General features: G+C 60.7%; 22 protein-coding genes and 1 pseudogene. 13 read left to right on the forward strand and 10 right to left on the reverse strand.

Features of this window, described 5'->3' with window-relative positions; genetic code table 11:
- Window positions 1–160: 160 nt before the first annotated feature.
- The 3 genes from MO767_RS28910 to MO767_RS28920 all read left to right on the forward strand — a co-directional run bounded on the left by MO767_RS28910 (window position 161) and on the right by MO767_RS28920 (window position 3,388).
- Window positions 161–1,243, forward strand: coding sequence for a BMP family ABC transporter substrate-binding protein (locus MO767_RS28910; protein ID WP_282483298.1), 1,083 nt, complete (start codon window positions 161–163; stop codon window positions 1,241–1,243).
- A gap of 143 nt (window positions 1,244–1,386) precedes the next feature.
- Window positions 1,387–2,352 (forward strand): 2-oxoglutarate and iron-dependent oxygenase domain-containing protein, encoded by a 966-nt coding sequence (locus MO767_RS28915; RefSeq protein WP_282483299.1) that lies wholly within the window; start codon window positions 1,387–1,389, stop codon window positions 2,350–2,352.
- An 82-nt stretch (window positions 2,353–2,434) separates the two neighbouring features.
- Complete coding sequence (locus MO767_RS28920) at window positions 2,435–3,388, forward strand: adenosine deaminase (RefSeq protein WP_282483300.1); 954 nt, start codon at window positions 2,435–2,437, stop codon at window positions 3,386–3,388.
- Window positions 3,389–3,440: 52 nt separating this feature from the next.
- Here MO767_RS28920 and MO767_RS28925 read toward each other — a convergent pair whose 3' ends face one another.
- From MO767_RS28925 to MO767_RS28935, 3 genes and pseudogenes are all read right to left on the reverse strand, one after another.
- Entirely contained in the window at window positions 3,441–4,823 is a 1,383-nt protein-coding gene (locus MO767_RS28925) for an MFS transporter (RefSeq protein ID WP_282483301.1), read from the reverse strand.
- Between the two features lie 127 nt (window positions 4,824–4,950).
- A complete protein-coding gene (locus MO767_RS28930; protein ID WP_282483302.1) occupies window positions 4,951–5,685 on the reverse strand; it encodes a helix-turn-helix transcriptional regulator in 735 nt (244 codons plus the stop codon).
- Between the two features lie 316 nt (window positions 5,686–6,001).
- A pseudogene (locus MO767_RS28935) lies at window positions 6,002–6,932 on the reverse strand (LysR family transcriptional regulator).
- 119 nt (window positions 6,933–7,051) lie between these two features.
- On the opposite strand from MO767_RS28935, the gene MO767_RS28940 reads away from it, so the two are divergent.
- From MO767_RS28940 to MO767_RS28950, 3 genes are all read left to right on the forward strand, one after another.
- Window positions 7,052–7,345, forward strand: coding sequence for a putative quinol monooxygenase (locus MO767_RS28940; protein ID WP_134421269.1), 294 nt, complete (start codon window positions 7,052–7,054; stop codon window positions 7,343–7,345).
- Between the two features lie 32 nt (window positions 7,346–7,377).
- Window positions 7,378–8,391, forward strand: coding sequence for a zinc-binding alcohol dehydrogenase family protein (locus MO767_RS28945; protein WP_282483303.1), 1,014 nt, complete (start codon window positions 7,378–7,380; stop codon window positions 8,389–8,391).
- Between the two features lie 223 nt (window positions 8,392–8,614).
- The gene (locus tag MO767_RS28950; RefSeq protein ID WP_282483304.1) at window positions 8,615–8,785 is read left to right on the forward strand and encodes a hypothetical protein; all 171 of its coding nucleotides are present in this window, start codon (window positions 8,615–8,617) and stop codon (window positions 8,783–8,785) included.
- A gap of 8 nt (window positions 8,786–8,793) precedes the next feature.
- On the opposite strand, the gene MO767_RS28955 is transcribed toward MO767_RS28950, so the two are convergent.
- Both MO767_RS28955 and MO767_RS28960 read right to left on the reverse strand, forming a co-directional pair.
- The gene (locus MO767_RS28955; RefSeq protein WP_282483305.1) at window positions 8,794–9,990 is read right to left on the reverse strand and encodes a multidrug effflux MFS transporter; all 1,197 of its coding nucleotides are present in this window, start codon (window positions 9,988–9,990) and stop codon (window positions 8,794–8,796) included.
- 94 nt (window positions 9,991–10,084) lie between these two features.
- Window positions 10,085–10,282, reverse strand: a complete 198-nt coding sequence (locus MO767_RS28960; protein ID WP_282483306.1) for a cation transporter — start codon at window positions 10,280–10,282, stop codon at window positions 10,085–10,087.
- Window positions 10,283–10,429: 147 nt separating this feature from the next.
- Between MO767_RS28960 and MO767_RS28965 the strand changes: the two genes are divergently transcribed.
- The 3 genes from MO767_RS28965 (at window position 10,430) to cueR (ending at window position 13,740) form a co-directional block, all read left to right on the forward strand.
- Complete coding sequence (locus MO767_RS28965) at window positions 10,430–10,813, forward strand: hypothetical protein (RefSeq protein WP_282483307.1); 384 nt, start codon at window positions 10,430–10,432, stop codon at window positions 10,811–10,813.
- 123 nt (window positions 10,814–10,936) lie between these two features.
- Window positions 10,937–13,330 carry a heavy metal translocating P-type ATPase gene (locus MO767_RS28970; RefSeq protein WP_282483308.1) on the forward strand — a complete coding sequence of 798 codons (2,394 nt, stop codon included), beginning with the start codon at window positions 10,937–10,939 and terminating at the stop codon, window positions 13,328–13,330.
- A complete protein-coding gene (gene cueR, locus MO767_RS28975; RefSeq protein ID WP_282483309.1) occupies window positions 13,327–13,740 on the forward strand; it encodes a Cu(I)-responsive transcriptional regulator in 414 nt (137 codons plus the stop codon). Before MO767_RS28970 ends, cueR begins: the two co-directional genes overlap by 4 nt.
- Here cueR and MO767_RS28980 read toward each other — a convergent pair.
- Both MO767_RS28980 and MO767_RS28985 read right to left on the reverse strand, forming a co-directional pair.
- A complete protein-coding gene (locus MO767_RS28980) occupies window positions 13,694–14,908 on the reverse strand; it encodes an MFS transporter (RefSeq protein WP_282483310.1) in 1,215 nt (404 codons plus the stop codon). The two genes, cueR and MO767_RS28980, sit on opposite strands and share 47 nt — an antisense overlap.
- Window positions 14,909–15,139: 231 nt before the next feature.
- The gene (locus MO767_RS28985) at window positions 15,140–16,033 is read right to left on the reverse strand and encodes a PA4780 family RIO1-like protein kinase (RefSeq protein ID WP_129438758.1); all 894 of its coding nucleotides are present in this window, start codon (window positions 16,031–16,033) and stop codon (window positions 15,140–15,142) included.
- A gap of 401 nt (window positions 16,034–16,434) precedes the next feature.
- Between MO767_RS28985 and MO767_RS28990 the strand changes: the two genes are divergently transcribed.
- Entirely contained in the window at window positions 16,435–18,381 is a 1,947-nt protein-coding gene (locus MO767_RS28990) for a methyl-accepting chemotaxis protein (protein ID WP_282483311.1), read from the forward strand.
- 102 nt (window positions 18,382–18,483) lie between these two features.
- Here the strand turns inward: MO767_RS28990 and MO767_RS28995 are convergent, their stop codons facing one another.
- A complete protein-coding gene (locus tag MO767_RS28995; protein ID WP_282483312.1) occupies window positions 18,484–19,275 on the reverse strand; it encodes a helix-turn-helix transcriptional regulator in 792 nt (263 codons plus the stop codon).
- A gap of 84 nt (window positions 19,276–19,359) precedes the next feature.
- Here MO767_RS28995 and MO767_RS29000 point away from each other — a divergent pair, with 84 nt between their 5' ends.
- Entirely contained in the window at window positions 19,360–20,388 is a 1,029-nt protein-coding gene (locus MO767_RS29000) for a bile acid:sodium symporter family protein (protein WP_282483313.1), read from the forward strand.
- On the opposite strand, the gene MO767_RS29005 is transcribed toward MO767_RS29000, so the two are convergent.
- Window positions 20,375–21,652 (reverse strand): acetyl-CoA C-acetyltransferase, encoded by a 1,278-nt coding sequence (locus MO767_RS29005; protein WP_282483314.1) that lies wholly within the window; start codon window positions 21,650–21,652, stop codon window positions 20,375–20,377. The genes MO767_RS29000 and MO767_RS29005 overlap by 14 nt on opposite strands.
- A gap of 119 nt (window positions 21,653–21,771) precedes the next feature.
- On the opposite strand from MO767_RS29005, the gene MO767_RS29010 reads away from it, so the two are divergent.
- Window positions 21,772–23,124 (forward strand): 3-oxoacyl-ACP reductase, encoded by a 1,353-nt coding sequence (locus tag MO767_RS29010; RefSeq protein ID WP_282483315.1) that lies wholly within the window; start codon window positions 21,772–21,774, stop codon window positions 23,122–23,124.
- A gap of 2 nt (window positions 23,125–23,126) precedes the next feature.
- Window positions 23,127–23,981 carry a MaoC/PaaZ C-terminal domain-containing protein gene (locus tag MO767_RS29015; RefSeq protein ID WP_282483316.1) on the forward strand — a complete coding sequence of 285 codons (855 nt, stop codon included), beginning with the start codon at window positions 23,127–23,129 and terminating at the stop codon, window positions 23,979–23,981.
- A gap of 58 nt (window positions 23,982–24,039) precedes the next feature.
- Here the strand turns inward: MO767_RS29015 and MO767_RS29020 are convergent, their stop codons facing one another.
- Window positions 24,040–24,453, reverse strand: coding sequence for a response regulator (locus tag MO767_RS29020; protein ID WP_282483317.1), 414 nt, complete (start codon window positions 24,451–24,453; stop codon window positions 24,040–24,042).
- Window positions 24,454–24,513 lie beyond the last annotated feature (60 nt).

Consider the following 24,513-nt stretch of genomic DNA (forward strand, 5'->3'; position numbering starts at 1 on the left):
CCTCATCGCGAGCAAGCTCGCTCCCACATTGGAATGCGTTCTCCTGTGGGAGCGAGCTTGCTCGCGATGGCCGTTACGCGGTTTTGAGCCATTAGTTGTCTTGTTGGTCAGCAATTTGCATTGACCTCGCCAACCTCAAAACAAAATGGAGTTGGAATTCATGCACAAACGTCCGTTGAAGAAGCTGCTTTGCGCCGTCGCCACAGCCATCGGTCTGAGCGCCAGCCTGACCGCCAGTGCCGCCGACCCGCTGAAAGTCGGCTTCGTCTACATCGGCCCGATCGGTGACCACGGCTGGACGTATCAGCATGAACAGGGGCGCAAGGCGCTGGCGGAAAAATTCGGCAACCAGATCACCACCAACTACGTGGAAAACGTCGCCGAAGGCGCCGATGCCGAGCGAGTGATCCGCAACATGGCCAAGGACAAGTACGACCTGATCTTCACCACGTCCTTCGGCTACATGAACCCGACCCTGAAAGTCGCGAAACAATTTCCCAAGGTGACCTTCGAACACGCCACCGGCTACAAACAGGACAAGAACCTCGGTACCTACCTGGCGCGCACGTATGAAGGTCGCTACGTTGGCGGGTTCCTCGCGGCGAAGATGACCAAGACCAAGAAGATCGGCTACGTCGCGTCCTTCCCGATCCCGGAAGTGATCCGCGACATCAACGCCATTCAACTGGCCCTGAACAAGTACAACCCCGGCACCGAGATCAAGGTGGTGTGGGTCAACTCCTGGTTCGATCCGGGCAAAGAGGCCGATGCCGCCAACGCGTTGATCGATCAGGGCGTGGACGTGGTGTTCCAGCACACCGACAGCCCGGCGCCGATCCAGGCGGCTGAACGCCGCGGCGTGTATGCCGTGGGCTACGCTTCGGACATGGCGCACTTCGGGCCGAAAGCGGTGCTGACGTCCATCGTCAACGACTGGGGCCCGCACTACATTCAGGCGACCCAGAGCGTGCTCGACCACACGTGGAAGTCGCAGGATTACTGGGGCGGGTTGAAGGAAGGTACGGTTGAGTTGCCGATCAGCGATCTGGTGCCAGCGCCGGTGAAAGCCGAGGCAGAGCAGATCATTGCCGACGTCAAAAGCGGTGCTTTCCACCCGTTCACCGGACCGATCAAGGATCAGGCAGGCGTAGAGAAGATTGCGGCGGGCGCGACGGCGAGCAATGCGGAGCTGGCATCGATGAACTACTACGTAGAAGGCATGAAGGCTGAGATACCGAAGTAGCTCCCAAACCAAACACAAAACCCTGTAGGAGTGAGCCTGCTCGCGATGGCGGAGTGTCAGACGCTATCAATGTCGACTGACACGCCGCTATCGCGAGCAGGCTCACTCCCACAATGGATTTTCAGCGTTCTTAAGGACTGCGCATGAACCAGCTCCCGATCATCGACATCGCCCCGCTCTACAGCGATGACACACACGCCTGGCAAACCGTCGCCAGCCAAATCGACCACGCCTGCCGCGAGTGGGGTTTCTTCTACATCAAGGGTCACCCGATCAGCGCCGCGCGCATTAACGCCGTGCTCGACCACGCCCAACACTTCTTCGCCCTGCCCGCCGCCGAAAAACTCAAGATCGACATCACTCAGACCAAACATCACCGGGGCTACGGCGCCATCGCCACCGAACAACTCGACCCGAGCAAACCCAGCGACCTGAAAGAAACCTTCGACATGGGCCTGCACCTGCCGGCCGATCACCCGCAAGTGCTGGCGGAAAAACCGCTGCGCGGCCCCAACCGTCATCCGTCGATGCCTGGCTGGGGATCGCTGATGGAACAGCACTACGTCGACATGCAGGCCTTGGCCCTAACCCTGTTACGGGCCATAACTGTGGCGCTGGGCATCGAGCGCGATTTTTTCGACACACGCTTCGTTGAACCGGTCAGTGTGCTGCGGATGATTCATTACCCACCGCGCCACACCGCCAGCTCCGAAGAGCAACAAGGCGCAGGCGCCCACACCGATTACGGTTGCATCACCCTGCTGTATCAAGATGCCGCCGGCGGCCTGCAAGTGCGAAACGTTAAAGGCGAGTGGATCGATGCACCGCCGATCGACTGCACGTTCGTGGTCAACCTCGGCGACATGATGGCGCGCTGGAGCAACGACCGTTACCTGTCGACGCCGCACCGGGTGATCAGCCCGCTGGGCGTGGACCGTTACTCGATGCCATTCTTCGCCGAGCCGCACCCCGACACGGTCATCGAATGCCTGCCCGGCTGTCAGGATGAGCGGCACCCCGCAAAGTATCCGGCCACCACCTGCGCCGAATTCCTGCTCTCGCGCTTCGCCGAGACCTACGCCTATCGACGGGAACAGGAAGCGCTGTGATGAACCGGCTGGTCAGGTTTTGCTAATTGTTTCCACGGGCATCTGTAGAATGCTCGCCATCTGCACCTGATGAGAAAAGACTATGTACGACTGGCTGAACGCCCTGCCCAAGGCAGAACTGCACCTGCATCTTGAGGGCTCGCTGGAGCCTGAGCTGCTGTTCGCCCTGGCCGAACGCAACAAGATCGCCCTGCCGTGGAGCGACGTCGAAACCCTGCGCAAGGCCTACGCCTTCAACAACCTGCAAGAGTTTCTCGACCTGTACTACCAGGGCGCCGACGTGTTGCGCACCTCTCAGGATTTCTACGACCTGACCTGGGCTTACCTGTTGCGCTGCAAGGCGCAGAACGTGATTCACACCGAACCGTTCTTCGACCCGCAGACCCACACCGACCGTGGCGTGCCGTTCGAAGTGGTCCTCAACGGCATCGCCGCCGCATTGAAGGATGGCGAGCAGCAACTGGGCATCACCAGCGGTTTGATCCTGAGCTTCCTGCGCCACTTGAGCGAAGAAGAAGCCCAGAAAACCCTCGACCAGGCGCTGCCGTTCCGTGATGCGTTTGTCGCCGTCGGTCTGGACAGTTCGGAAATGGGTCACCCGCCAAGCAAGTTCCAGCGCGTGTTCGATCGCGCTCGTCACGAAGGCTTCCTGACCGTCGCCCACGCCGGAGAAGAAGGCCCGCCCGAGTACATCTGGGAAGCCCTCGACTTGCTGAAAGTCCAGCGCATCGACCATGGCGTGCGCGCCATCGAAGACGAGCGTTTGATGCAGCGGATTATCGACGAGCAAATCCCGTTGACCGTGTGCCCGTTGTCGAACACCAAGCTTTGCGTGTTCGATCACATGTCTCAGCACAACATTCTCGACATGCTCGAGCGTGGCGTGAAAGTGACCGTGAACTCGGATGACCCGGCGTACTTCGGCGGTTATGTCACCGAGAACTTCCATGCGCTGTATACCCATTTGGGCATGACCCAGGATCAGGCCAAGCGTCTGGCGCAGAACAGCCTGGATGCACGGTTGATCAAGCCGTAAGGTTCACCGCATAACCAATGTGGGAGCGAGCTCGCTCCCACAGGGTTTGTGTTTAGCCAACGGCTACCGGTTCAGTCAACTCCTCCAGCGTTTTGCCCCGGGTCTCCATCCCGAACACCCACACCACCCCTGCCGCAATCGCAAAACACATCGCCCCCAGCGCAAACACCCCGCCCTGCCCGGTCATCGGGAACACCAGCCCGGTCACCATTGGTCCGAGCAACGAACCCACGCGGCCAATCGCCGAAGCGAAACCCGAGCCCGTAGCCCGCGCCGATGTCGGGTACAACTCCGGCGTGTAGGTGTAAAGCACCGCCCACATGCTGAACAGGAAAAACTGCATCAGCAGCCCCGACGCAATCAACAGGCTGACGTTGCCACCAAACACCGCGCTCTGACCATAGAGAAACGCCATCACCCCACCGCCAAGCAACGTCACCACACACACCGGTTTACGCCCCCAACGCTCCACCAGCCAGGCGGCCATCAGGAAACCGGGGATCCCGCCGAGGGAAATCAGCACCGTGTAATACACCGACTGGGTCACGGCAAAACCCGACTGCTGCAGCAAGGCACTGAGCCAGGACGTCAGGCCATAGAAACCCAGCAAGGCGAAGAACCAGACGCTCCAGATCATCATCGTGCGCTGGCGGTACAGCGGCGACCAGATCTGCCGCAACGCGGAAAAGAAATGGCCCGGCGTACTCGCCACTCTCGGCAGGCGGATCGGCTCAGGCAGATCCGAACGCCCCAGAGATGCCCGGACCCGATCTTCGATGCGCAGCAAGACCTTGTCTGCCACGTCATGGTGCCCGGCCTGTTCCAGCCAGCGCGGTGATTCGGGAATGAAAAAGCGAATCGCCAGGACAAACACCGCCGGCACCGCCAACACCAGGAAGATGTCCCGCCAGCCAATCACCGGCAGCAGGAAGTACGACAGTACGCCGGCGGCGACGAAGCCCAGCGGCCAGAAACCGTCCATTAACGCGATATAGCGCCCACGCTTCTTGGCCGGAATCAGCTCCGAGAGCATCGACTGAGCGATGGGAAACTCCATGCCCATGCCAATCCCCAGCAGGATTCGGAACAACGTCAGCGTTTCGACGTTCTGCGCCGTGGAGCACAGATAACTGGCGATCCCCCACAACACGATGCTCCACTGGAACACCGGTTTGCGGCCGAAACGGTCGGCCAGCATGCCGGACAGTGACGCCCCCACAACCATGCCGAAAAAGCTCGAACTGGCCAGCAACCCGGCCTGAGCCGTACTCAGGCCGAACTCGGTTTTGATCGAGCCGAGCAGGAAGGTCATCATCGCCAGGTCCATGGAGTCGAAGAAAAACGCCAGGGCAATGATGATGAAAATGATCCGGTGATAACCGCTGATGGGCAGCCGTTCCAGTCGTTCTGCCGCGCTGAAGCCTCGTGTTTCCATGCCACACTCCCCCAATCCGAAAGTCCCGGGTCGAGTGTGCGCGATAGCTGCTGGGGGTTACTGCTGGATGCGACCTGTTCGCAGCTCTGAACGACGCCCGACGCTTCGGACGTCGGTCGCGATGCGTCTACAACGCCATTTCCAGCTCGGTTTCCTTGGCGAATCGATGGATTTCACGCTGCCCCGCGGCGGTGACCTGCAAGGCTCGCGAATCGTTGGGCAGGCTCAGCCAACCTGACTGCATGAACAATTGCAGCAAAGCCGCACCCAGTGATCCGCCCATGTGCGGGCGTCTTTCGCTCCAGTCCGGGCAAGCGCAGGCGACTCGGCTGTTGCGATGAGCCAGCGCCTGGATGAACACACCCCGTGTCGCCAACTGCGTGGCGCCCTTGTGAGTGATCATGACCCGCTGATCGAACTGTTCGATCCAGCCTGCATCCAGCAGACGCTGGTAAAGATCAGCGGCAAGGGTGCCGCCCAAATGGTCGTCGCAAAGCCTGGCGCGCAAGAGTGACGAAGGCGCCGCCGGAGGTTTGGCGATGGGTGTCGTGCGCTTGAAAACGTCCGGAATTTCCCGAGGCGTGCTGGCCAGGGTGGCGCTGGCCAGTGCCTCTATCGCGGCCCCCACTTCGGGTGCGGCAAGACGAAAGAACCGCTTGCGGCCACGGATTTCGACTTTCAACAGACCTCCGGCGGACAAACGCCCCAGATGCGCACTGGCCGAAGACGGTGACAGGCCGGCCAACAAGGCCAGCTCTTCGGTTTGCCGCGCCGAGCCGTCCATCAAGGCCCACATCATTGCGCTGCGCTTTGGGTCAGCCAGCAACGTGGCGATCTGGCTGATGCAAGGTGCATGTTCCATGTATTCACTCCCTGTTGAATCGTTTCGTCTACTGCTCAGAGACATCTTGACCAGTAATGTGTCGTCGGCCAAGGCGTGGAAACGCCATAAACCGGGCAAAGCCAGCCAATCGCACGAGCTATTGCTTCGCAGGTTTCGCAAAGCCTCGGCGATTGACCATAGGGCCTGGCTGACTCGGACGTGGACTCGCCATTGCGAGATCGACGGTGCGTACATGAGGCGGGCGCTAGTATATGCGGGTTAACCGCCGGTTCCTGCCCTTGGGAAACCGTTGGTGGTGATAGTTCCTGAGTGAAATTTCGCTATTTGCCTGCGACTAATGATCGGGGCCCGATAACGTCGGAAATTGGCTACTCAACCGGGCGCATCGACTGGCGAGCATTTCCCGCAAAAGGTTCACCGGCTTACTCAATTGTGCGCGATGGGCGCACAGCAAATTCAGCGGTGCGCGCTCACAGAGCAGTTCCGGCATGAGCACTTTCAATCGACCGGCCAGCACATCGGCCGCGACATCGAGCCAGGATTTGTAGGCGATCCCGGCACCTGCCACGGCCCACAGACGCACGACATCGGCATCATCGCTGAACCGATCGCCGCTGACGGTCAGGCTGACCTCGCGTTTGCCGTCGTGGAAACTCCAATGGTCGTGGACCCGACTGCCGAGCATGAACAGCAAGCAGTTGTGCTGAGCCAGTTGCTCCAGTTGCCGAGGCTCGCCATGCCGCGCCAGGTAACTCGGAGCGGCACAGAGGACGCGGCGGTTCTGCGGGGCGATGGGCAGCGCCACCAGGCTTGAGTCTTCTGGCTCGCCGTAACGCAGGGCGATATCCACCGGTTGGCGGAACAGGTCGGCGATGCGGTCGCCCAGCAGCAAACGCACCGTGAGTTTCGGATGCTCTCGCTGAAACTCGTCCAGCCAGGGCAGCAGCAGATTGCGGCCAAAGTCCGAAGGCGCCGACAGCTGCAAAATCCCGCTGACCTGGTCCTGACCGCTGGCCAGCAAACGACGGCCTTCATCGAGATTGCTCAAGGCGGCCCGAGCGTATTCGAGAAATCCCTCGCCTTCAGCGGTCAGCCGCAGGCTGCGGGTAGAACGGGCAAGCAACCGGGCGCCGAGCTGCTGTTCGATGCGCTTCAACGCCGCACTGGCTACCGCAGCCGACATATCCATCCCCCCGCGCCGCCGCTGACAGACTGCCCAGGTCCGCCGCCCGGACAAACAACTGCAAGTCATCGAAACGCAGCATTGTTCAGCCTCGATTATCAAAAAAATATTGAAAGAGACTGCTCTTTTAGCGGGTTTTATCTTGCAGAGAAATAGCCAATTATCCGTCCCATCGAATTCATCCCGCTCCCGGAGCCGAACATGTCCCAGCCTTTTACCGCTATCGCCACCCTCATCGCCAAAGCCGGCCAGCAGGATGCCCTCGAACAGCACCTGCGTGCGCTGCTGGAACCGACCCGCGCCGAGGCCGGTTGCGGTCAATACGACTTGCACCAGGACCTCGCCAATCCTCATGCCTTCTACATGATCGAAAAATGGAGCAGTGACGAAGCACTCCAGGCCCACGACGCCAGCGCGCATATCCAGAACTTCCGCGCCAAGGCGGGCGACTTTCTCGAACACTTCGACCTCAAGCGCCTGCGCTCCATCGTCTGATCTGCCTTCTTTATTACTTCTCAGGAGCCCGTATGAAAGCCATTGCCTACTACGCCTCGTTGCCAATCAGCGACGAAAATTCTCTGCAAGACATCGAACTGCCAGAACCGGTTGCCGGCCCGCGTGACCTGCTGGTGGAAGTCAAAGCCATCTCGGTCAACCCGGTGGACACCAAGGTCCGCCAGAACGTCCAGCCTGAAGCGGGCGCGCCGAAAGTGCTGGGCTGGGACGTGGCCGGTGTGGTCAAGGCCGTCGGCAGTGAAGTGACGCTGTTCAAGGCCGGCGACAAAGTGTTCTACGCCGGGTCCATCGCCCGCGCGGGCGGCAACAGCGAGCGGCACGTGGTCGATGAGCGGATCGTTGGCCATATGCCGAAAACCCTCGGCTTCGCCGAAGCCGCCGCGCTGCCGCTGACCGCTATCACCGCGTGGGAATTACTCTTCGAACGTCTGCAAGTGCGTGAAGGCAAAACCGATGAAGGCCAGAGCCTTTTGATCGTCGGTGCCGCTGGCGGTGTGGGGTCGATCCTCACGCAACTGGCCAGCCAGCTCACCGGGCTGAAAGTCATCGGCACCGCTTCCCGCCCGCAAACCCAGAGCTGGGTTCGTGAACTCGGTGCCGACCTGGTGATCGATCACAGCCAGCCGTTGAGCGAAGAACTCAAACGCGCTGGTGTCGATCAGGTGACCCACGTCGCCAGCCTGACCCAGACCGATCACCACCTGGATCAACTGATCGAGGCACTGGCGCCGCAAGGCAAACTGGCCCTGATCGATGATCCGAAGGCGCTGGACGTGACCAAGCTCAAGCGCAAGAGCCTGTCGCTGCACTGGGAGTTCATGTACACCCGCTCGCTGTTCGAAACCGCGGACATGATCGAGCAGCACACATTGCTCAACCGCGTGGCTGAGCTGATCGACGCCGGGACGCTGAAGACCACGGTCGGCGAGCACTTCGGGACCATCAACGCGGCGAACCTGCGTCGTGCTCATGAGCTACTCGAAAGTGGTAAGTCCAAGGGCAAGATTGTGCTCGAAGGGTTCTAAAGATCAAAAGATCGCAGGCTGCGCCAGCTCCTACAGGGATCTGCGTACAGTCCGCAGGTTTAGGTCGTACACAAATCCTGTAGGAGCTGGCGCAGCCTGCGATCTTTTGCCGTCAGTCAGAAGGTTGACCCTTGTCACAATTGCGATCGTATTCGGGTCTACAATCGAGGTCTCTGCGGCACACTCTTTTATGTGACACCTTTTACGAGAGGAGAGATCAGCAATGAAGATCCTGATAAAAGAATTGGCAAAATCCCAGTGGCAAGTCCGTCTGGACCAGCACGCCGTGACATTCCGCAGCGAAGCCGAAGCCCGCGCCTTCACCCGCATCCTAGAAACGCGACTACAAGCACCTCATCAAATTATTGACCGCCAGCAGCGTGCCGCTGGCTGAGTCCGCCCTCAGACCTGGGCTTGCGCCAGCGCCCGGGCATTTTGCAACCGCCGGGTGAGCATCGCCACGCTCACCACCAGAACTCCGCACAGGCTGATGACCATGGCCATCGGCATGGCGCTGCCGTCGTGTAAAACGCCTACCAGTGCTGCTGCCCCGGCGGCGACGCTGAATTGCAGGCAACCGAGCATCGCCGATGCACTGCCAGCCCGCGCACCCTGCCCGTTCATGGCGCAGGCGGAGGCATTGGGCAGGATGCAACCAAGACTGGCGATGCAAACAAACAGCGGAATCAGCAATGGCCATAGCTGCGTGGTGTGCAACGAACTGACGGCCAACAGCGCCAGACCGGCGCCGACGTAGATCCACACAGTGCGCGCCAGCAGAAACGCCGGGCCACGCTTGGCCAGCAATCGCGCGTTGAGCTGCGCCACCAGAATGAAACCCGCCGCATTGGTGCCGAACAGCCAGCCGAAATGCTCGGCCGGTACGCCATACAGCTTGATGAAGACGAACGGTGAACCGGCGATGTAGGCAAACATCCCGGCGATGGCGATGCCACCGGTCAAGGCGTGGCCGAGGTAGACCGGGTCCGACAACAATCGACCATACTGACGCAACGCGCCGGACAACGGTTGACGCGGCACATGGGCCGGCAGACTTTCCGGCAGCCCAAGCGCCACGGCCAAACCCGCCACCGCACTGAAACCGGTCAACACGAGAAAGATCGACTGCCAGCCCGTGGTGTTGACCAACAGCCCGCCCAGCATCGGCGCAAGAATCGGCGCCAGGCCCATCACCAGCATCAGCTGCGAAAAGACCTTCGCCGAACCTACCGCATCGCATTTATCGCTGACCACCGCGCGGGAGATCACCATCCCTGCGCAACCACCCAGCGCCTGGATGAACCGCGCGCCGATCAACCATTCCAGATTCGGCGCAAAAGCACAGGCCAGGGAGGCAGCGGTGAACAAGCCAACGCCTGTCAGCAAGGGAATGCGTCGCCCGAAGCGATCCGCTACCGGGCCATAAGCCAGTTGACCGATGGACAAGCCAAGGAAATACGCCGCCAGGGTCAGTTGAACATGTTTTTCATCGGTGCCGAAGGCGAGCGCCATCGCCGGAAAGGCCGGCAGATAGAAATCGATCGCCAGCGGACCGAAAGCGCTCAAGGCGCCGAGAATCAGAATGGTACGGAGGTTCATCAGGCATCCAGTTGGGCATGAGTCGGCAGGCCGACAGTCTAGCCGCGCAGGGGCGCCTTGAACATTCCGTTAGGTCGCTAACTATTAAAAAGCTTCAGGCGACTTTCGCCTCGTAGCCTTCTTCGGTGATCACCGCGATCACCTGATCCGCCGACAAAGCGCTCTCGACGCCGACTTCTTTCGCAGCCAGATCGATACGCACGCTGGCCGCAGGATCCTTGGCTTGCAGCGCCTCAGTGATGGCTTTGACGCAGTGGCCGCAGGACATGCCTTGAACGTTGAACACTTGCATGGGATGACTCCTTGAGTAAGGTTGCGTGCAGTCTCGAGCTTGCCACTGTGGCAAGGTCAAGTTCTGAAGTGAACTGCCGGGCTGGCAATCAACGCCGCGCTCGGCCAAGCTGCGTCCATCAATGACTCGACATCAGGAGATTCAGCCATGCGCTGGTCAGCTCTCAGCCTGTTTGGCTTTCTCAGCCTTTTCGCCGCCGTGCCCCCGGTCAACGCTGCCGGGGGGGACTACGGCGTGCTGATCATTTCCCGCGAGCGCCTGGAAGTCGCGACGTCCTGCGAGATTGGCGTTTATATCCAGGATCAGTTGTCGGCGCGGTTGTTCCAGGAACAAAGCACCTCGTTCAACCTGCCGCCGGGCAATGTGTCCTTGCGCCTTAAGCTGCTGCCGGGCCAGGCGCCGGGTTGCAACCCGGGCATGCTCGCCCCGGGTTCGCAGAACATCACGCTCAAGGCCGGTGACGTGTTGAAGTTCCGGATTGCGATGACGCAGGAAGGGATGTACCTCAAGCCTGCAGCCCTCGAATATTGATCGCCACACCGATCGTTCCCACACTGCGTGGGAACGATCAATCTTTGATCTGGGACATAGCGCTTGACCTTACCCGCATGGCAAGGTTGAACCTGTAGTCATCTTCTACAGGGAGCGTGACCGATGTCCGAATCCACCACTTTCGATCTGCCGATTGCCGGCATGACCTGCGCCAGTTGCGCCGGGCGTGTCGAGCGCGCCTTAAGCAAAGTCATCGGCACCTCTGCCGTCAGCGTCAACCTGGCCACCGAACAGGCCCGGGTTCAAGCGCCCAGCGACAGCCTGCCGGCCTTGTTGGACGCGGTGCAGCAGGCGGGTTACAGCGTGCCGCAGCAGACCCTGGAATTGAGCATCGACGGCATGACCTGCGCCTCCTGTGTCGGCCGGGTCGAACGAGCGCTGGCCAAGGTGCCGGGGGTCAAGAGCGTCAGCGTCAACCTGGCCAATGAACGCGCCCACCTTGAGTTGCTCGGCCAGATCGACCCGCAAACCTTGATCGCGGCTGTGACCAAGGCCGGCTATAACGCCAGCGTCTGGGAAGTCGAACACCCGCAAACCGATAATCAACAACAACGCCTGCACCGTGAGCGTTGGGCCTTGATCATGGCGATCGTCCTCGCCTCGCCGCTGGTGCTGCCAATGCTGCTGCAACCGTTCGGTGTGCACTGGATGCTCCCGGCCTGGCTGCAATTCGCGTTGGCCACGCCGGTGCAATTCATCTTCGGTGCGCGCTTTTATGTGGCCGCCTGGAAAGCCGTGCGCGCCGGTGCCGGCAACATGGATTTGCTGGTCGCGTTGGGCACCAGCGCCGGTTATGGCTTGAGTCTCTATGAATGGGCCACCGCCGCCGGGCGCATGCCGCACCTGTATTTTGAGGCCTCGGCGGTGGTGATCGCCTTGGTGCTGCTGGGCAAATACCTGGAAAGCCGCGCCAAACGCCAGACCGCCAGTGCCATTCGCGCCCTCGAGGCCTTGCGCCCGGAGCGGGCGATTCAGGTGATCGACGGCCGCGAGCAGGACGTCGCCATCAGCGCCTTGCGTTTGAATGATCTGGTCATGGTCAAACCCGGCGAACGCTTCCCGGTGGACGGTGAAGTGGTCGAAGGCCAGAGCCACGCCGACGAAGCGCTGATCAGCGGCGAAAGCCTGCCGGTGCCCAAACAACCCGGCGACAAGGTCACCGGCGGTGCGATCAATGGCGAAGGCCGGTTGCTCGTTCGCACCCTGGCCCTGGGCGCGGAAACCGTGCTCGCCCGCATCATCCGCCTCGTCGAAGATGCTCAAGCGGCGAAGGCTCCGATCCAGAAGCTGGTGGATAAAGTCAGTCAGGTGTTCGTGCCCACGGTCCTGCTGATTGCGCTGGCAACCTTGATCGGTTGGTGGTTGTACGGCGCGCCGATGGAAACGGCGCTGATCAATGCCGTGGCGGTATTGGTGATCGCTTGCCCGTGCGCCCTGGGGTTGGCCACGCCAACAGCGATCATGGCCGGGACTGGCGTAGCGGCGCGCTACGGAATTCTGATCAAGGACGCCGAAGCGCTGGAGCGCGCGCATGAAGTCAGCGCGGTGGTGTTCGACAAGACTGGCACGCTGACTTCAGGTACTCCGCGCATCGCTCATTTGAGCGCAATCAACCATGACGAAGCGGCGTTGCTGCAAATGGCCGGCGCCCTGCAACGCGGCAGCGAGCATCCACTGGCCAAGGCGGTTTTGGACGCTTGCGCCGAACGCGGCTTGCCGGTGGCCGATGTCAGCGACAGTCAATCGCTGACTGGCCGTGGCATCGCGGGCACTCTCGACGGTCGTCGATTGGCGCTGGGCAATCGTCGTCTCCTGGATGAGAGCGGCTTGAGTGCCGGTGAATGGGCTGAGTCTGCCGCCGCGTGGGAAACCGAAGGCCGGACCCTGTCCTGGCTGATCGAGCAAAGCCCTGAGCCGCGAGTATTGGGCCTCTTCGCTTTCGGCGACACCCTCAAACCCGGCGCGCTGCAAGCGGTGCAACAACTCAGCGCACGTAACATCAGCAGCCACCTGCTGACCGGCGACAATCGCGGCAGTGCCAAAGTGGTTGCCGAGGCGCTGGGCATCATGGACGTCCACGCCGAAGTACTGCCGGCGGACAAAGCCGCCACCGTCGCCGAACTGAAAAAAACCGGCGTGGTAGCGATGGTCGGCGACGGCATCAACGACGCACCCGCCCTGGCCGCCGCCGACATCGGCATCGCCATGGGCGGCGGCACCGACGTTGCGATGCACGCGGCCGGGATCACCCTGATGCGCGGCGACCCACGGCTGGTGCCGGCGGCGCTGGAGATCAGCCGCAAGACCTACGCGAAGATTCGTCAGAACCTGTTCTGGGCCTTCGTCTACAACCTGATCGGTATTCCGCTGGCAGCCTTCGGTTTCCTCAACCCGGTGCTGGCCGGTGCGGCCATGGCGTTGTCGAGCGTCAGCGTGGTGAGCAATGCGCTACTGTTGAAAACCTGGAAACCCAAGGATCTGGAGGACAACCGATGAACATCGGCCAAGCGGCCCGCCAAAGCGGCCTGAGCGCGAAGATGATCCGTTATTACGAATCCATCGGCTTGCTCAAGGCCGCCCATCGTACCGACAGCGGTTACCGGATATACGGCGACGACGACCTGCACACCCTGGCGTTCATCAAGCGTTCCCGGGACCTGGGGTTCTCACTGGAAGAGGTCGGCAAACTGCTGACCCTCTGGCAGGACCGCCAACGAGCCAGCGCCGATGTGAAGGCCCTGGCCCGTCAGCACATCGACGAGCTGAACCAGAAAATCCGCGAACTCGGCCAACTGCGCGACACCCTGCAGGACCTGGTCGAACACTGCCACGGTGATCACCGCCCCGACTGCCCGATCCTCAAGAACCTGGAGTCGGGCTGTTGCGCACAACCCGCTCGCCCCTGATGGCCAGCCCCTTCACCACCAACAAGGTGCTGAGGGGAGTCCCGTGGAACAACAGCACCACGGCACCCGGCGTCCACCACGAATAAAACGGCGCGGCGATCAGCATGCCGACGCCGAACCCGGTCATTTGCAACAGCGTCAGGAAGCTGAAAATCGGCAGGCGCAGGCTGTCCGGTTCACGCTGCAGGCGCGACATCAGGCCGACTTCAGAGAAACCGTCACCCAATCCCGCCGGCAGCGAGAACAGCAGCAGCCCGTAAAGGGTCTGCTGCTGGAACATCAGGATGAAGCCGCAGGACATCAGCAGCACACCAAAGAAAAATCGCCGCTCCAGGTTCACGTTATCCGAGCCTTTCAGTCGGCTGGCGATGCGTGCACCGATGAGTTTTCCGCTGGCCCAGACCGCCAGCATCAGACCCAGCGTGGTGCTGGCCGACTCGGGTGTCAGCAGTTTTGAAATGATCGGGAACCCCACATTGTGCGCGGCACTGCCAAGGGTGTCGGCCATGGCCACCGCGAGCATCGCTGCCACCACCGGTGTACTGCGCAGCCCCTGGAGCAGGGCCGCCCATTCACCACGTTCGTGGATGGGTTCATCACTGGGGGCAGGTTGTGAAAAACGCAGCGGCAAGATGAACAGCGCGGCCAGCAGATAAGTGACCACGTTCAATGCAAACACCGTTTCAAAGCCGAATGCTGCCACTAAAAGCCCCGACACCAGACTTCCGCCGACCATGGCTGCCGAAGACGCCGAGGTGATCCAGGCGTTGGTTTTGAGCAGATGCTCAGCGTCGATCAAGTGCGGCAACTGACTGTTGAGGCCGATGGCGAACATTGAGTTGCCGAATCCCAGACCGAAAGCGATCACCGGTAACAGCAGCATCTGCTGGGCGACAGGTAGCACAAGCAGCAGGCCCAGCAGCCCGGCGCGCAGCAGGTCGAAGGCAATCAGCGGCAGGCGCCCGGCCCAGCGACGATAAAACGTCGTGCCGATGAGGCTGGCGAAGATTCCACCCGCCACACGGCTGGCGAGAAAGATCCCGACGCTCATGGCGCTGTTGCTGAGCAGGTAGACGTAGGTAGCCAGGGCGACCATGTTGAGAAAGGCGCCGAAGTCCGAGACCAGACGAGCGGTGATGATCAGTTGGGCGTTGCGGGGGGAATTCACATTCAGTCCTTGAGTGTGGGGAGCAGCAGGGAGAACACAAAATTCAGCTACACCAAAAATCTACTGTGGGAGCGAGCTTGCTCGCGATAGCGGTGTGACAGCCAAAATTGATGTGACTGACACACCGCTATCGCGAGCAAGCTCGCTCCCACATTTGATCTCCAATGTTTGGAGATGCGGTGACAAGTTTCCATAAAAAACCCGGCCGAAGCCGGGTTTTTCGTTAACCAATCACTGCATCCAGGGCGGAGGCGGCTCTTCGGTTTTGCCCGGTGGCGCATCGTCTGCCGCGCGCACCGCTTGCTTACGCTCTTCATCAAGGCGTGCCGCCTCGATCTCGCGCATGATCCCGCCAACATCGGCCAACTCTTCCGGCTCGTCGAACTCGCCGGTCAAGATGCTGGCCGGGTGCAAGGTGCCGGCTTCGAACAGGGCCCACATTTCCTTGGCGTACTTGGTCTTTTTCAGCTCCGGCGCAAAACGCCCGAAGTAGGACGCCATGTTGCCGACATCCCGCTCCAGCATGCTGAACGCGTGGTTGTTGCCAGCAGCGTCGACCGCTTGCGGTAGATCGATGATCACCGGGCCGGTCGGGGTCAGCAGTACGTTGAACTCCGACAGGTCACCGTGCACCAGACCGGTACACAACATCAGCACGATTTGCGAAATCAGGAACGCGTGATACTCGCGCGCCTGATCCGGCTCCAGCACCACGTCATTCAGACGCGGCGCGGCATCACCGTACTCATCGGCCACCAGCTCCATCAGCAGCACGCCTTCAAGGAAGTCGTAAGGCTGAGGAACCCGAACGCCAGCACCGGCCAGACGGAACAACGCCGCCACTTCAGCATTCTGCCAGGCATCTTCGGTTTCTTTCTTGCCGAACTTGGAGCCCTTGGCCATCGCACGAGCCTGACGGCTGTTGCGCACCTTGCGGCCTTCCTGATACTCGGCCGCCTGACGGAAACTGCGTTTATTCGCCTCCTTGTAGACCTTCGCGCAACGTAACTCGTTGCCGCAGCGCACCACATAAACAGCTGCTTCTTTACCACTCATGAGTGGGCGCAGCACCTCGTCGACCAGACCGTCCTCGATCAGGGGTTCAATGCGTTTTGGAGTCTTCATCAGCTTTTATTGGGGGTCCTTTATTACCAAACACGCGAAAGTCATTCGTTATACGGCAATCCACTCATTCGGGGGAGGGGTTGCCGACCTATGAACGTTCCTGTGACCGTCAACAAGCACACAATGTGCCGGTTTAATCAGTCAGCAACCGCCGGTCGTCATCGGCCGCCACAGATCATAGCTGACCCTGCGTCACTTGTTGCTGAAGGGCTAAGCGGGTATTTGCGACAGAAGCTGACATCTCGATTCATGCCCTTCGTAGGATTTTTCTTAACAGGCCTCAATTTCCGCCGTCACCAGCCGAAGTTATCAATGACAAAGTGATTTGTCCGACAATCGTTCTGCCAATATCCGCGAGTCATCTGCACTGCGTGGGCCTACAAGAAAAATCTGGAGCGCGGATGAACATCAAACAAAAGTTGACCTGGGCGTTTGCAATCATCGCCTGCTTGCCGGTGGTGCTGGTCGCAACCCTGGTTGTGCTGAACTTGCGCAGTGATGCCAAGGACAGTTTCGTTGACGGCAGTGGCCGCGAGATTCGTCAGGTCAGCAACGCCATGCAACTGTTCTTCGACGGCATCAGCCAGAACGTGGATTACCTGGCGACCCAACCGCTGATCAAGAATTCCGACGACAGCCTAAAGACTTACATGAGCGCCAACGCCGAGAGCATTCCTCAAGGCGAGATGGACAAAAAGGTCTTCGGCCTCCTTCAAGACCTGGGTAACAGTCACCCGTCCTACGCCTATGCCATCCTCGGCACCTCGGCGGGCGGCTATGTGTCATGGCCGGACGATGCCAAGCTGAGCAATTACGACCCACGCCAACGCCCGTGGTACAAGGCTGCCCAGGCCAAACCGGGCAAACCATTGCGCACTGAGGCCTATTACTGGGCCCAGGACGACGCGACTTACGTCAGTACCGTGCGCACCATCGACAACAAGTTGGGCAGCAATGGCGGCGTGGTCAGCATCGACGTGACGCTCAAGCAGCTCACCGAAATCGTCAAACAGATCAAGCTCGGTGAAACCGGCTACCTGATGCTGCTGGAAAACACCGGCACGGTGCTGGTCGATCCGAAGCAACCGGAACACAACTTTAAAGCGCTGAGCAGCCTCGGCGACGGCTACGCGCAACTGGCCAAGGCCGGCAAAGGGCTGGTGGAAGTCGAGCTGAACGGCGAACGCTACATGGCCAACGTCTGGCCGTCGGAGCAACTGGGCTGGACCTTTATCGGCCTGATCAAGCAGACCGACGTGATGAGTTCGGCCACCCAACTGACCTGGCTGATCGCGATCATCGCCGCCGTACTGGCCGTGTTCTTCGCCATCGTCGGCGCCAGTTTCGCCAGCCTCATCGTGCGGCCGATCCGCAGCGTCGCCAGCGGTCTGGAAGGCATCGCCCAAGGTGAAGGCGACCTGACCAAGAACCTGCAAATCCGTGGCAGCGACGAAACCGCGCAACTGGCCAACTGGTTCAACCAGTTTTTGGCGGCGATTCGCAACCTGATCCAGAGCATTGGCGGCGCCGCGACCAAGATCCTCGCCACCTCCAAGAGTTCGACCCAGGTCTCCAGTGACATGGCCGAAGCGGCCGGGCGTCAGCGTGAGGCGGTGGATATGGTCTCCACGGCGTTCCACGAAATGGTCGCCACCGCCAACGAAGTCGCGCGTTCTTGCAGCCAGGCGGCGGAATCGGCCGACAGCGGCCAGCGTCAGGCGCGTGAAGGTCAGCAGCAGATTGATGCAGCGGTGACCAGCGTTGATCGCTTGAGCCAGGAAATCGAACAGTCGGCCCAGTCGATGCAACAGCTTGAGCGCGACAGCAACGACATTCAGTCAATCCTCGGGACCATTCGCTCGATTGCCGAACAGACCAACCTGCTGGCGCTGAACGCAGCCATTGAAGCGGCGCGGGCCGGTGAACAGGGTCGTGGGTTTGCGGTGGTGGCCGATGAAGTTCGGGCACTGGCCAAACGCACGGCGGATTCAACGGCGGAAATCGACGGTTTGCTGGGCAACCTCGCCAAACGTACAAGCCAGGTAACCCAGCAAATGCACGCCAGCCTGGAAGTGTCCCAGCAATCGGTGACGCGGATCGGTGAAGCACGCAGCAGCTTCGGGCTGATTCGGGAGTCGGTGGACGTGATCCGCGACATGAACACCCAGATCGCTACCGCGGCGGAAGAACAGCATCAGGTGGCTGAAGACATCAATCGGCACATCAGCCAGATTCATGGTGATGCGCAGTTGGTGGCGGAACTGGCGAACTCGGCGCGGCTGGATTCGCAGAGTCTGGCGGGGTTGTCGAATGAGCTGGATGGGTTGGTTCGCCGCTTCAGAACCTGATTCAGAACTCCGGTGGCCGCTGCGCGGCCAATCGCGAGCAAGCTCGCTCCCACAGGGTTTTGCGGTGTCCTTGTGGGAGCGAGCCTGCTCGCGAAGAGGCCGTCACTGCCTGAACAATTCACCTGGGGTAAACCCGAACAACCCCTTGAACGCCGCAATAAACGCCGAAGTCGAGTCATACCCGCAAGACAGCGCGGCATTCGTCACGCTGTCCCCCTCTTCCAGCAAACTCAACGACGACAGCAACCGCATCCGCTGGCGCCACCCTCGAAAGCTCAGCCCGGTTTCCCGCTGAAAGAGCCGCATCAAGGTTTTCTCCGACGTCCCCAACCGCTCGGCCCACGCCTGCAAGGTCACGTTCCGCTCAGGGCTTTCGATCAGTTCGTTGCACAGCCCCAGCAACCGTTCATGGCGCGGTAACGGTAGCGAGAAGCCAACCTCCGGCAGATGCGCCAACTGATCCAGCAGCACGCTCACCAGCCGCGACTCCTGACTGTTGCCCTGTGGATATTCAACCGGCAGCAAACAAAAACTTTTGATCAGCTCCCGGGCCAACGGCGTCACTTCCAGCACGCGGCAACGCCCGTCCGCCCATTCACAATCCTCGCGGCGCACATAGAGGCTGCGCATCTCGGCGCGCATCGAAGTCACCACCTGGTGTTCGAGATCCGCCGGAATCCAGATTCCCCACTGCGGCGGCGCAAAGAAACTGCCTTCGGCGGTGTGCACGCCGAGAACGCCGCTGATCGCGTAGGAAAACTGCACCCAGTCATGTCGATGCGGCGGCGTCCATGAACCGGCGTTGAGACTTTCCGCACGGGCATACAGCGGACGCGGCAGCGCCGTCAGCGTCGGAATCGTCCGTTCGAGGGAAAGTTGTCCGTTAGTCGGCATTGATTGGCCTTATGTCGCAAGACGGCTGATGGAGCCGACGTTAGGCTAAGTCACCAATTCTTACAAATGTATTCGGTGCCTATTATGCATGCCTTCAAACACCTCAAACGCGTGGTCACCGACTGGTTCTTGTGTGGCATGTTGATCGCCACGCTGCTGGCGTATTTCTTCCCGACCTTTGGTGCCACCGGCGGCGGAATGCATGCTGAATACGTGATCAACATCGGGGTGTTCCTGGTGTTCTTCCTGCACGGCGTCAACCTGTCCAGCGAGCAGATCACTCACGGTCTGAAAAACTGGAAGCTGCACGTGATGGTTCAGGGTTTCACCTTCGCGGTGTTTCCGCTGATCTGGCTGCTCAGTGACAAGCTGTTGGGCTCGCACATTCCGTCACTGCTGATGCTGGGCTTCCTGTACCTCTGTTCCCTGCCCTCGACCATCTCCTCGTCCGTGGCCCTGACCGGCAGCGCGGGCGGCAACGTACCGGCGGCGATTCTCAACGCGAGCCTGTCCAGCGTGCTGGGGATTTTCCTGACGCCGTTGCTGGTGAGTTTCGTGGTCGGCAGCGGCGCGGGCGGCATCGATCTGGGCTCAACCCTGCTCGACCTCTGCGCCATGTTGCTGTTGCCACTGGTGCTCGGCCAATTGCTGCGGCCGTTCCTCGGCAAATTCTTCGCCCGCCACAAGCGCTACACCAACATCGCCGACAAGTTGGTGATTCTGTTGCTGGTCTACGCGGCGTTCTGCAATTCGATGGTCTCGGGGATGTGGCAAAAGCAGGGCAACAGCGTGATCTTCACGGCACTGATCGGCAGTGCGATCCTGCTGGCGATCATCCTGTGGATGACCACCCGCACCGCTCGCGCATTGAAATTCAGCCCGGCCGATGAAATCGCCGCGGTATTTTGCGCCAGCAAAAAATCCCTGGCCGCCGGTGCGCCAATGGCGGCGCTGATCTTCGGCGCCAACCCAGGGCTCGGGCTGATCCTGTTGCCGATCATGATCTACCACCCGTTGCAGCTGATCGTCTGCTCAGTGATGGCCGAGCGTTACGCCAACCGCAACCGGCAGCTGGCCCAACAGCAAAGCGCCGCCGTCCTCAGCGTTCAATAATCGCTGTCACCCCCTGGCCACCGGCGGCGCACATCGAGATCAAGCCTCGACCCTTGCCCGCCGCATCCAGCAACTTCGCCAAATTGGCGACGATGCGCCCGCCGGTAGCCGCAAATGGATGTCCCGCCGCCAGTGAACTGCCTTTGACATTGAGGCGGCTACGGTCGATGGAACCCAGTGGCGCATCTAGGCCGAGGCGGGTTTTGCAATATTCCGGATCCTCCCAGGCCTTCAGCGTGCAGAGCACCTGCGCGGCGAAGGCTTCGTGGATTTCGTAGTAATCGAAGTCCTGCAAGGTCAGGCCGTTGCGCGCCAGCAAACGCGGCACCGCATACACCGGCGCCATCAACAATCCTTCCGCACCGTTGACGAAATCCACCGCCGCCGTCTCGCCATCGCGCAAAAAGGCAAGGATCGGCAGGCCACGTTCCTTGGCCCATTCTTCACTGCCCAGCAGCACCAGCGATGCGCCATCGGTGAGCGGCGTCGAGTTGCCCGCTGTCAGGGTGCCCTTGGCGCTTTTCTCGAAGGCCGGTTTGAGTGACGCGAGTTTTTCCAGGGTCAGGTCCGGGCGCAGGTTGTTGTCGCGGGTCAGGCCGAGGAACGGCGTCATCAAATCGTTGTGCCAGCCTTCGGTGTAGGACGCGGTCATTTTCTGGTGACTGTCCAACGCCAGTTGGTCCTGTTCGTCGCGCGGAATGTTCCAGGCCTGGGCCATCAACTCGCAGTGCTCGCCCATCGACAGACCGGTGCGCGACTCGCTGATGCTTGGAAACTCGGGCATCAAATGACGGGGACGCAGTTGCAGGAGGGTTTTCAGTTTGTCGACGGTGCTTCGGGCGCGGTTGGCCTGCAGGAGGATCTTGCGCAGGCTTTCATTAACACCCATCGGCACGTCCGAGGCTGTGTCGACGCCACCGGCAATGCCACATTCGATCTGGCCCAGGGCGATTTTGTTCGCCACCAACAACGTCGCCTCCAGCCCAGTGCCGCAGGCTTGCTGGATGTCGTAGGCTGGGGTGGTTGGCGACAGCCGCGAGCCGAGTACACATTCGCGGGTCAGGCTCATATCCCGGGCGTGCTTGGCCACCGCCCCCGCCGCCACTTCGCCCATGCGCAAGCCGTGCAGGTTGTAGCGTTCGATCAGGCCCTCGAGCGCGGCGGTAAGCATCGCCTGATTACTGGCGGTGGTGTACGGCCCGTTGGAACGGGCGAAGGGGATACGGTTACCACCAATAATCGCAACGCGGCGCAGTTGAGTCATGAAAAGCTTCCTATCCTTTGAGGGCCATAACCCACAAGCGTAGGCCTTATCTCGTGGATCGAACGACTGATTGCAATTCATGGTCCACACTTTGAACCCCAGCTGCTGGAGTGCGTTACATGTCTGACCGTTATATCGACTTCGCCAATTCGTCCATCGGCCATCGTTTGGTCGGGGCCCTGGGTCTGCCGTCGCCGGTTCGGCTGGAGCGCTGGCAAGCAGGCCGGCTGCGGCCTGTAGAAGGGGCGCTGTTGATCGGCGGTGGCCCGTTGACGGAAAAAATCGGCACCTTCGCCAACCGCCTGACCGACGCGATTTACAGCTACGGCACCGAGCCCTCACTGGCCACCGCGTGGATTCCCGGCCACGGCCCCAAACTCAAAGCCGTGGTGTTCGACGCCAGCCACCTGGTGCAGACCGATCAACTCAAACAGCTGCGCGAGTTCTTCCAGCCACTGATAAAAAACCTCGATCACAGCGCGCACGTGGTGATTCTTGGTCGCGCGCCGGAGACCTTGAGCGATCCGTTCGCCGCCAGCGCCCAGCGAGCGTTGGAAGGTTTCAGCCGTTCGCTGGCCAAGGAACTGCGCAGCGGCGGCACCTTGCAGCTGATTTATGTCGGTGAAGGTGCGGAGGATCAACTGGAAGGCCCGCTGAGGTTTTTCCTCTCGCCCAAAAGTGCATTCGTTTCCGGGCAAGTGATTCGCTTGAAAGCCTGCAACACACAAGTGATGGACTGGACTCGTCCGTTGTCCGGCCGCAAGGCACTGGTCACGGGTGCTGCACGCGGCATTGGCGCCTCCATCGCCGAAACCCTGGCCCGCGACGGGGCCGACGTGATCCTGCTCGACGTAGCACCGGCCAAGACTGATCTCGATGCCCTCGCCGCACGCCTCGGCGGGCGCAGCATCACCCTGGATATTTGCGCCGAAGATGCCGCTGCGCAGTTGATCGAGCAACTGCCCGACGGCATCGACATCGTGGTCCACAACGCCGGCATCACCCGGGATAAAACCCTGGCCAACATGACCCCGGAATTCTGGGACGCGGTGCTGGCGGTCAACCTCAATGCGCCGCAAGTGCTGACCAAGGCGCTGCTCGACAGCGGCACCCTGCACGACAACGGCCGGGTGATCCTGCTGGCGTCCATCAGCGGCATCGCCGGCAATCGCGGGCAAACCAATTACGCCGCGAGCAAGGCCGGGCTGATCGGCCTGGCCCAAGCCTGGGCGCCGCTGCTGAATGAACGCGGCATCAGCATCAATGCGGTAGCACCCGGTTTCATCGAAACCCAGATGACCGCGCACCTGCCGTTCGGCGTGCGTGAGGCCGGGCGGCGCATGAGTTCGCTGGGCCAGGGCGGTCTGCCGCAAGACGTCGCCGAAGCGGTGGCGTGGCTGGCTCAACCGGGTACTGGCGCGTTCACCGGGCAAGCCCTGCGAGTGTGCGGACAAAGCGTTTTGGGGGCTTAGGCATGATCATCGATTGGCACATACTCAACCGGGAACCAAGCCTGTCGGGACTGTACGTGCGGGCCGCGACGCGGCGCAAAATCACCGGCACCACCCTGCCCGATTCGGGTTTGCGCTGTTGGGTCAATGTCGACCCTATGCGCCTGGCGGACTATCGCAAGGTCTGCGGTTTTGCCGACAACGGTTTGCTGCCGCCGACCTATCCACACATCCTCGCGTTCGCGTTGCAGATGCAATTGCTGACGGCCAAGGAGTTTCCATTTCCGCTGCTGGGGTTGATTCACCTGAGCAACCGCATTCGCATCTTTCGCCCAATGGGCGGCGTGAATCGTGTGCGGGTCAGCGTTCAGGTGCAAAACCTTCAGCCCCATGAAAAAGGCGCGACGTTCGATCTGGTGACCACGCTCGACGATCAGTTGGGGGTGTTGTGGGAAGCTGAAAGCCAGATGCTGTGCCGAGGGGTCAAACTCGCAGGCGAACCCGTCGAGGACGTATTGGCATCGACATTGGAGATGACGGAAGTGGCCCACTGGAAAGCACCGTCGGACATTGGGCGGCAGTACGCCAAAGTCTCCGGCGACTACAACCCGATTCACCTGAGTGCCGTCAGCGCCAAACTCTTTGGTTTCCCGACGGCCATTGCCCACGGGTTGTGGAACAAGGCGCGTACGCTGGCGGCGTTAAGTGAGCATCTGCCGACGGCAAATGTCGAGATTGCGGTGCAGTTCAGGAAACCGGTGCGGTTGCCCAGTGAAGTGACATTGCTGGCCAGCGCGGCGGGGTCGAGCGGGGATTTGCTGTTGGTGGGTGCAGGGGATCTTGAGCATATGGCGGGGCATTGGCGGCCGGTTGCCTGACCCGAACGGCCCACGCTCTGCGTTCGGCTCTTGGGACGCAGAGCGTGGGAACGATCAATCACGGACTCACTAAATCCAAGCGAGGCTGCGGAAACAAATTATTCAAGGTCTCCAACAATCGCACGTGATAAATCGGCTTGCGAAACAGGTCAAGCACCTGCAACCGCAACATGTCACTGACATCCTCCATATCCGCATGCCCCGACGTCACAATCACCGGCAAATGCTGGCGGGACGTGTGCTCGCGCAACCGCTTGATCAACGACATGCCACTCTCCTCCGGCATCCGCAGATCAGTGATCACCAACGCAATATCAGGGTGGCGCGTCAGATGCTGCAACGCGAGTTTGACCGAGGTGGCGGTAAAGCAATTGAAGCCCTCACCCTCCAGCAATTCCGCCAATTCCAGCAACGCATCCTCCTCATCATCGACCAGAAGAAGCTGTTGACGTGGAAGTGAGGGAGCGTTCATAGGCAACACCTGCAATGGACTAAGCGCTGACGGTAGAACCCCTTTGGCACATTCGCAAGT

The sequence above is a fragment of the Pseudomonas sp. UYIF39 genome (assembly GCF_029963765.1).
Taxonomy (GTDB): domain Bacteria; phylum Pseudomonadota; class Gammaproteobacteria; order Pseudomonadales; family Pseudomonadaceae; genus Aquipseudomonas.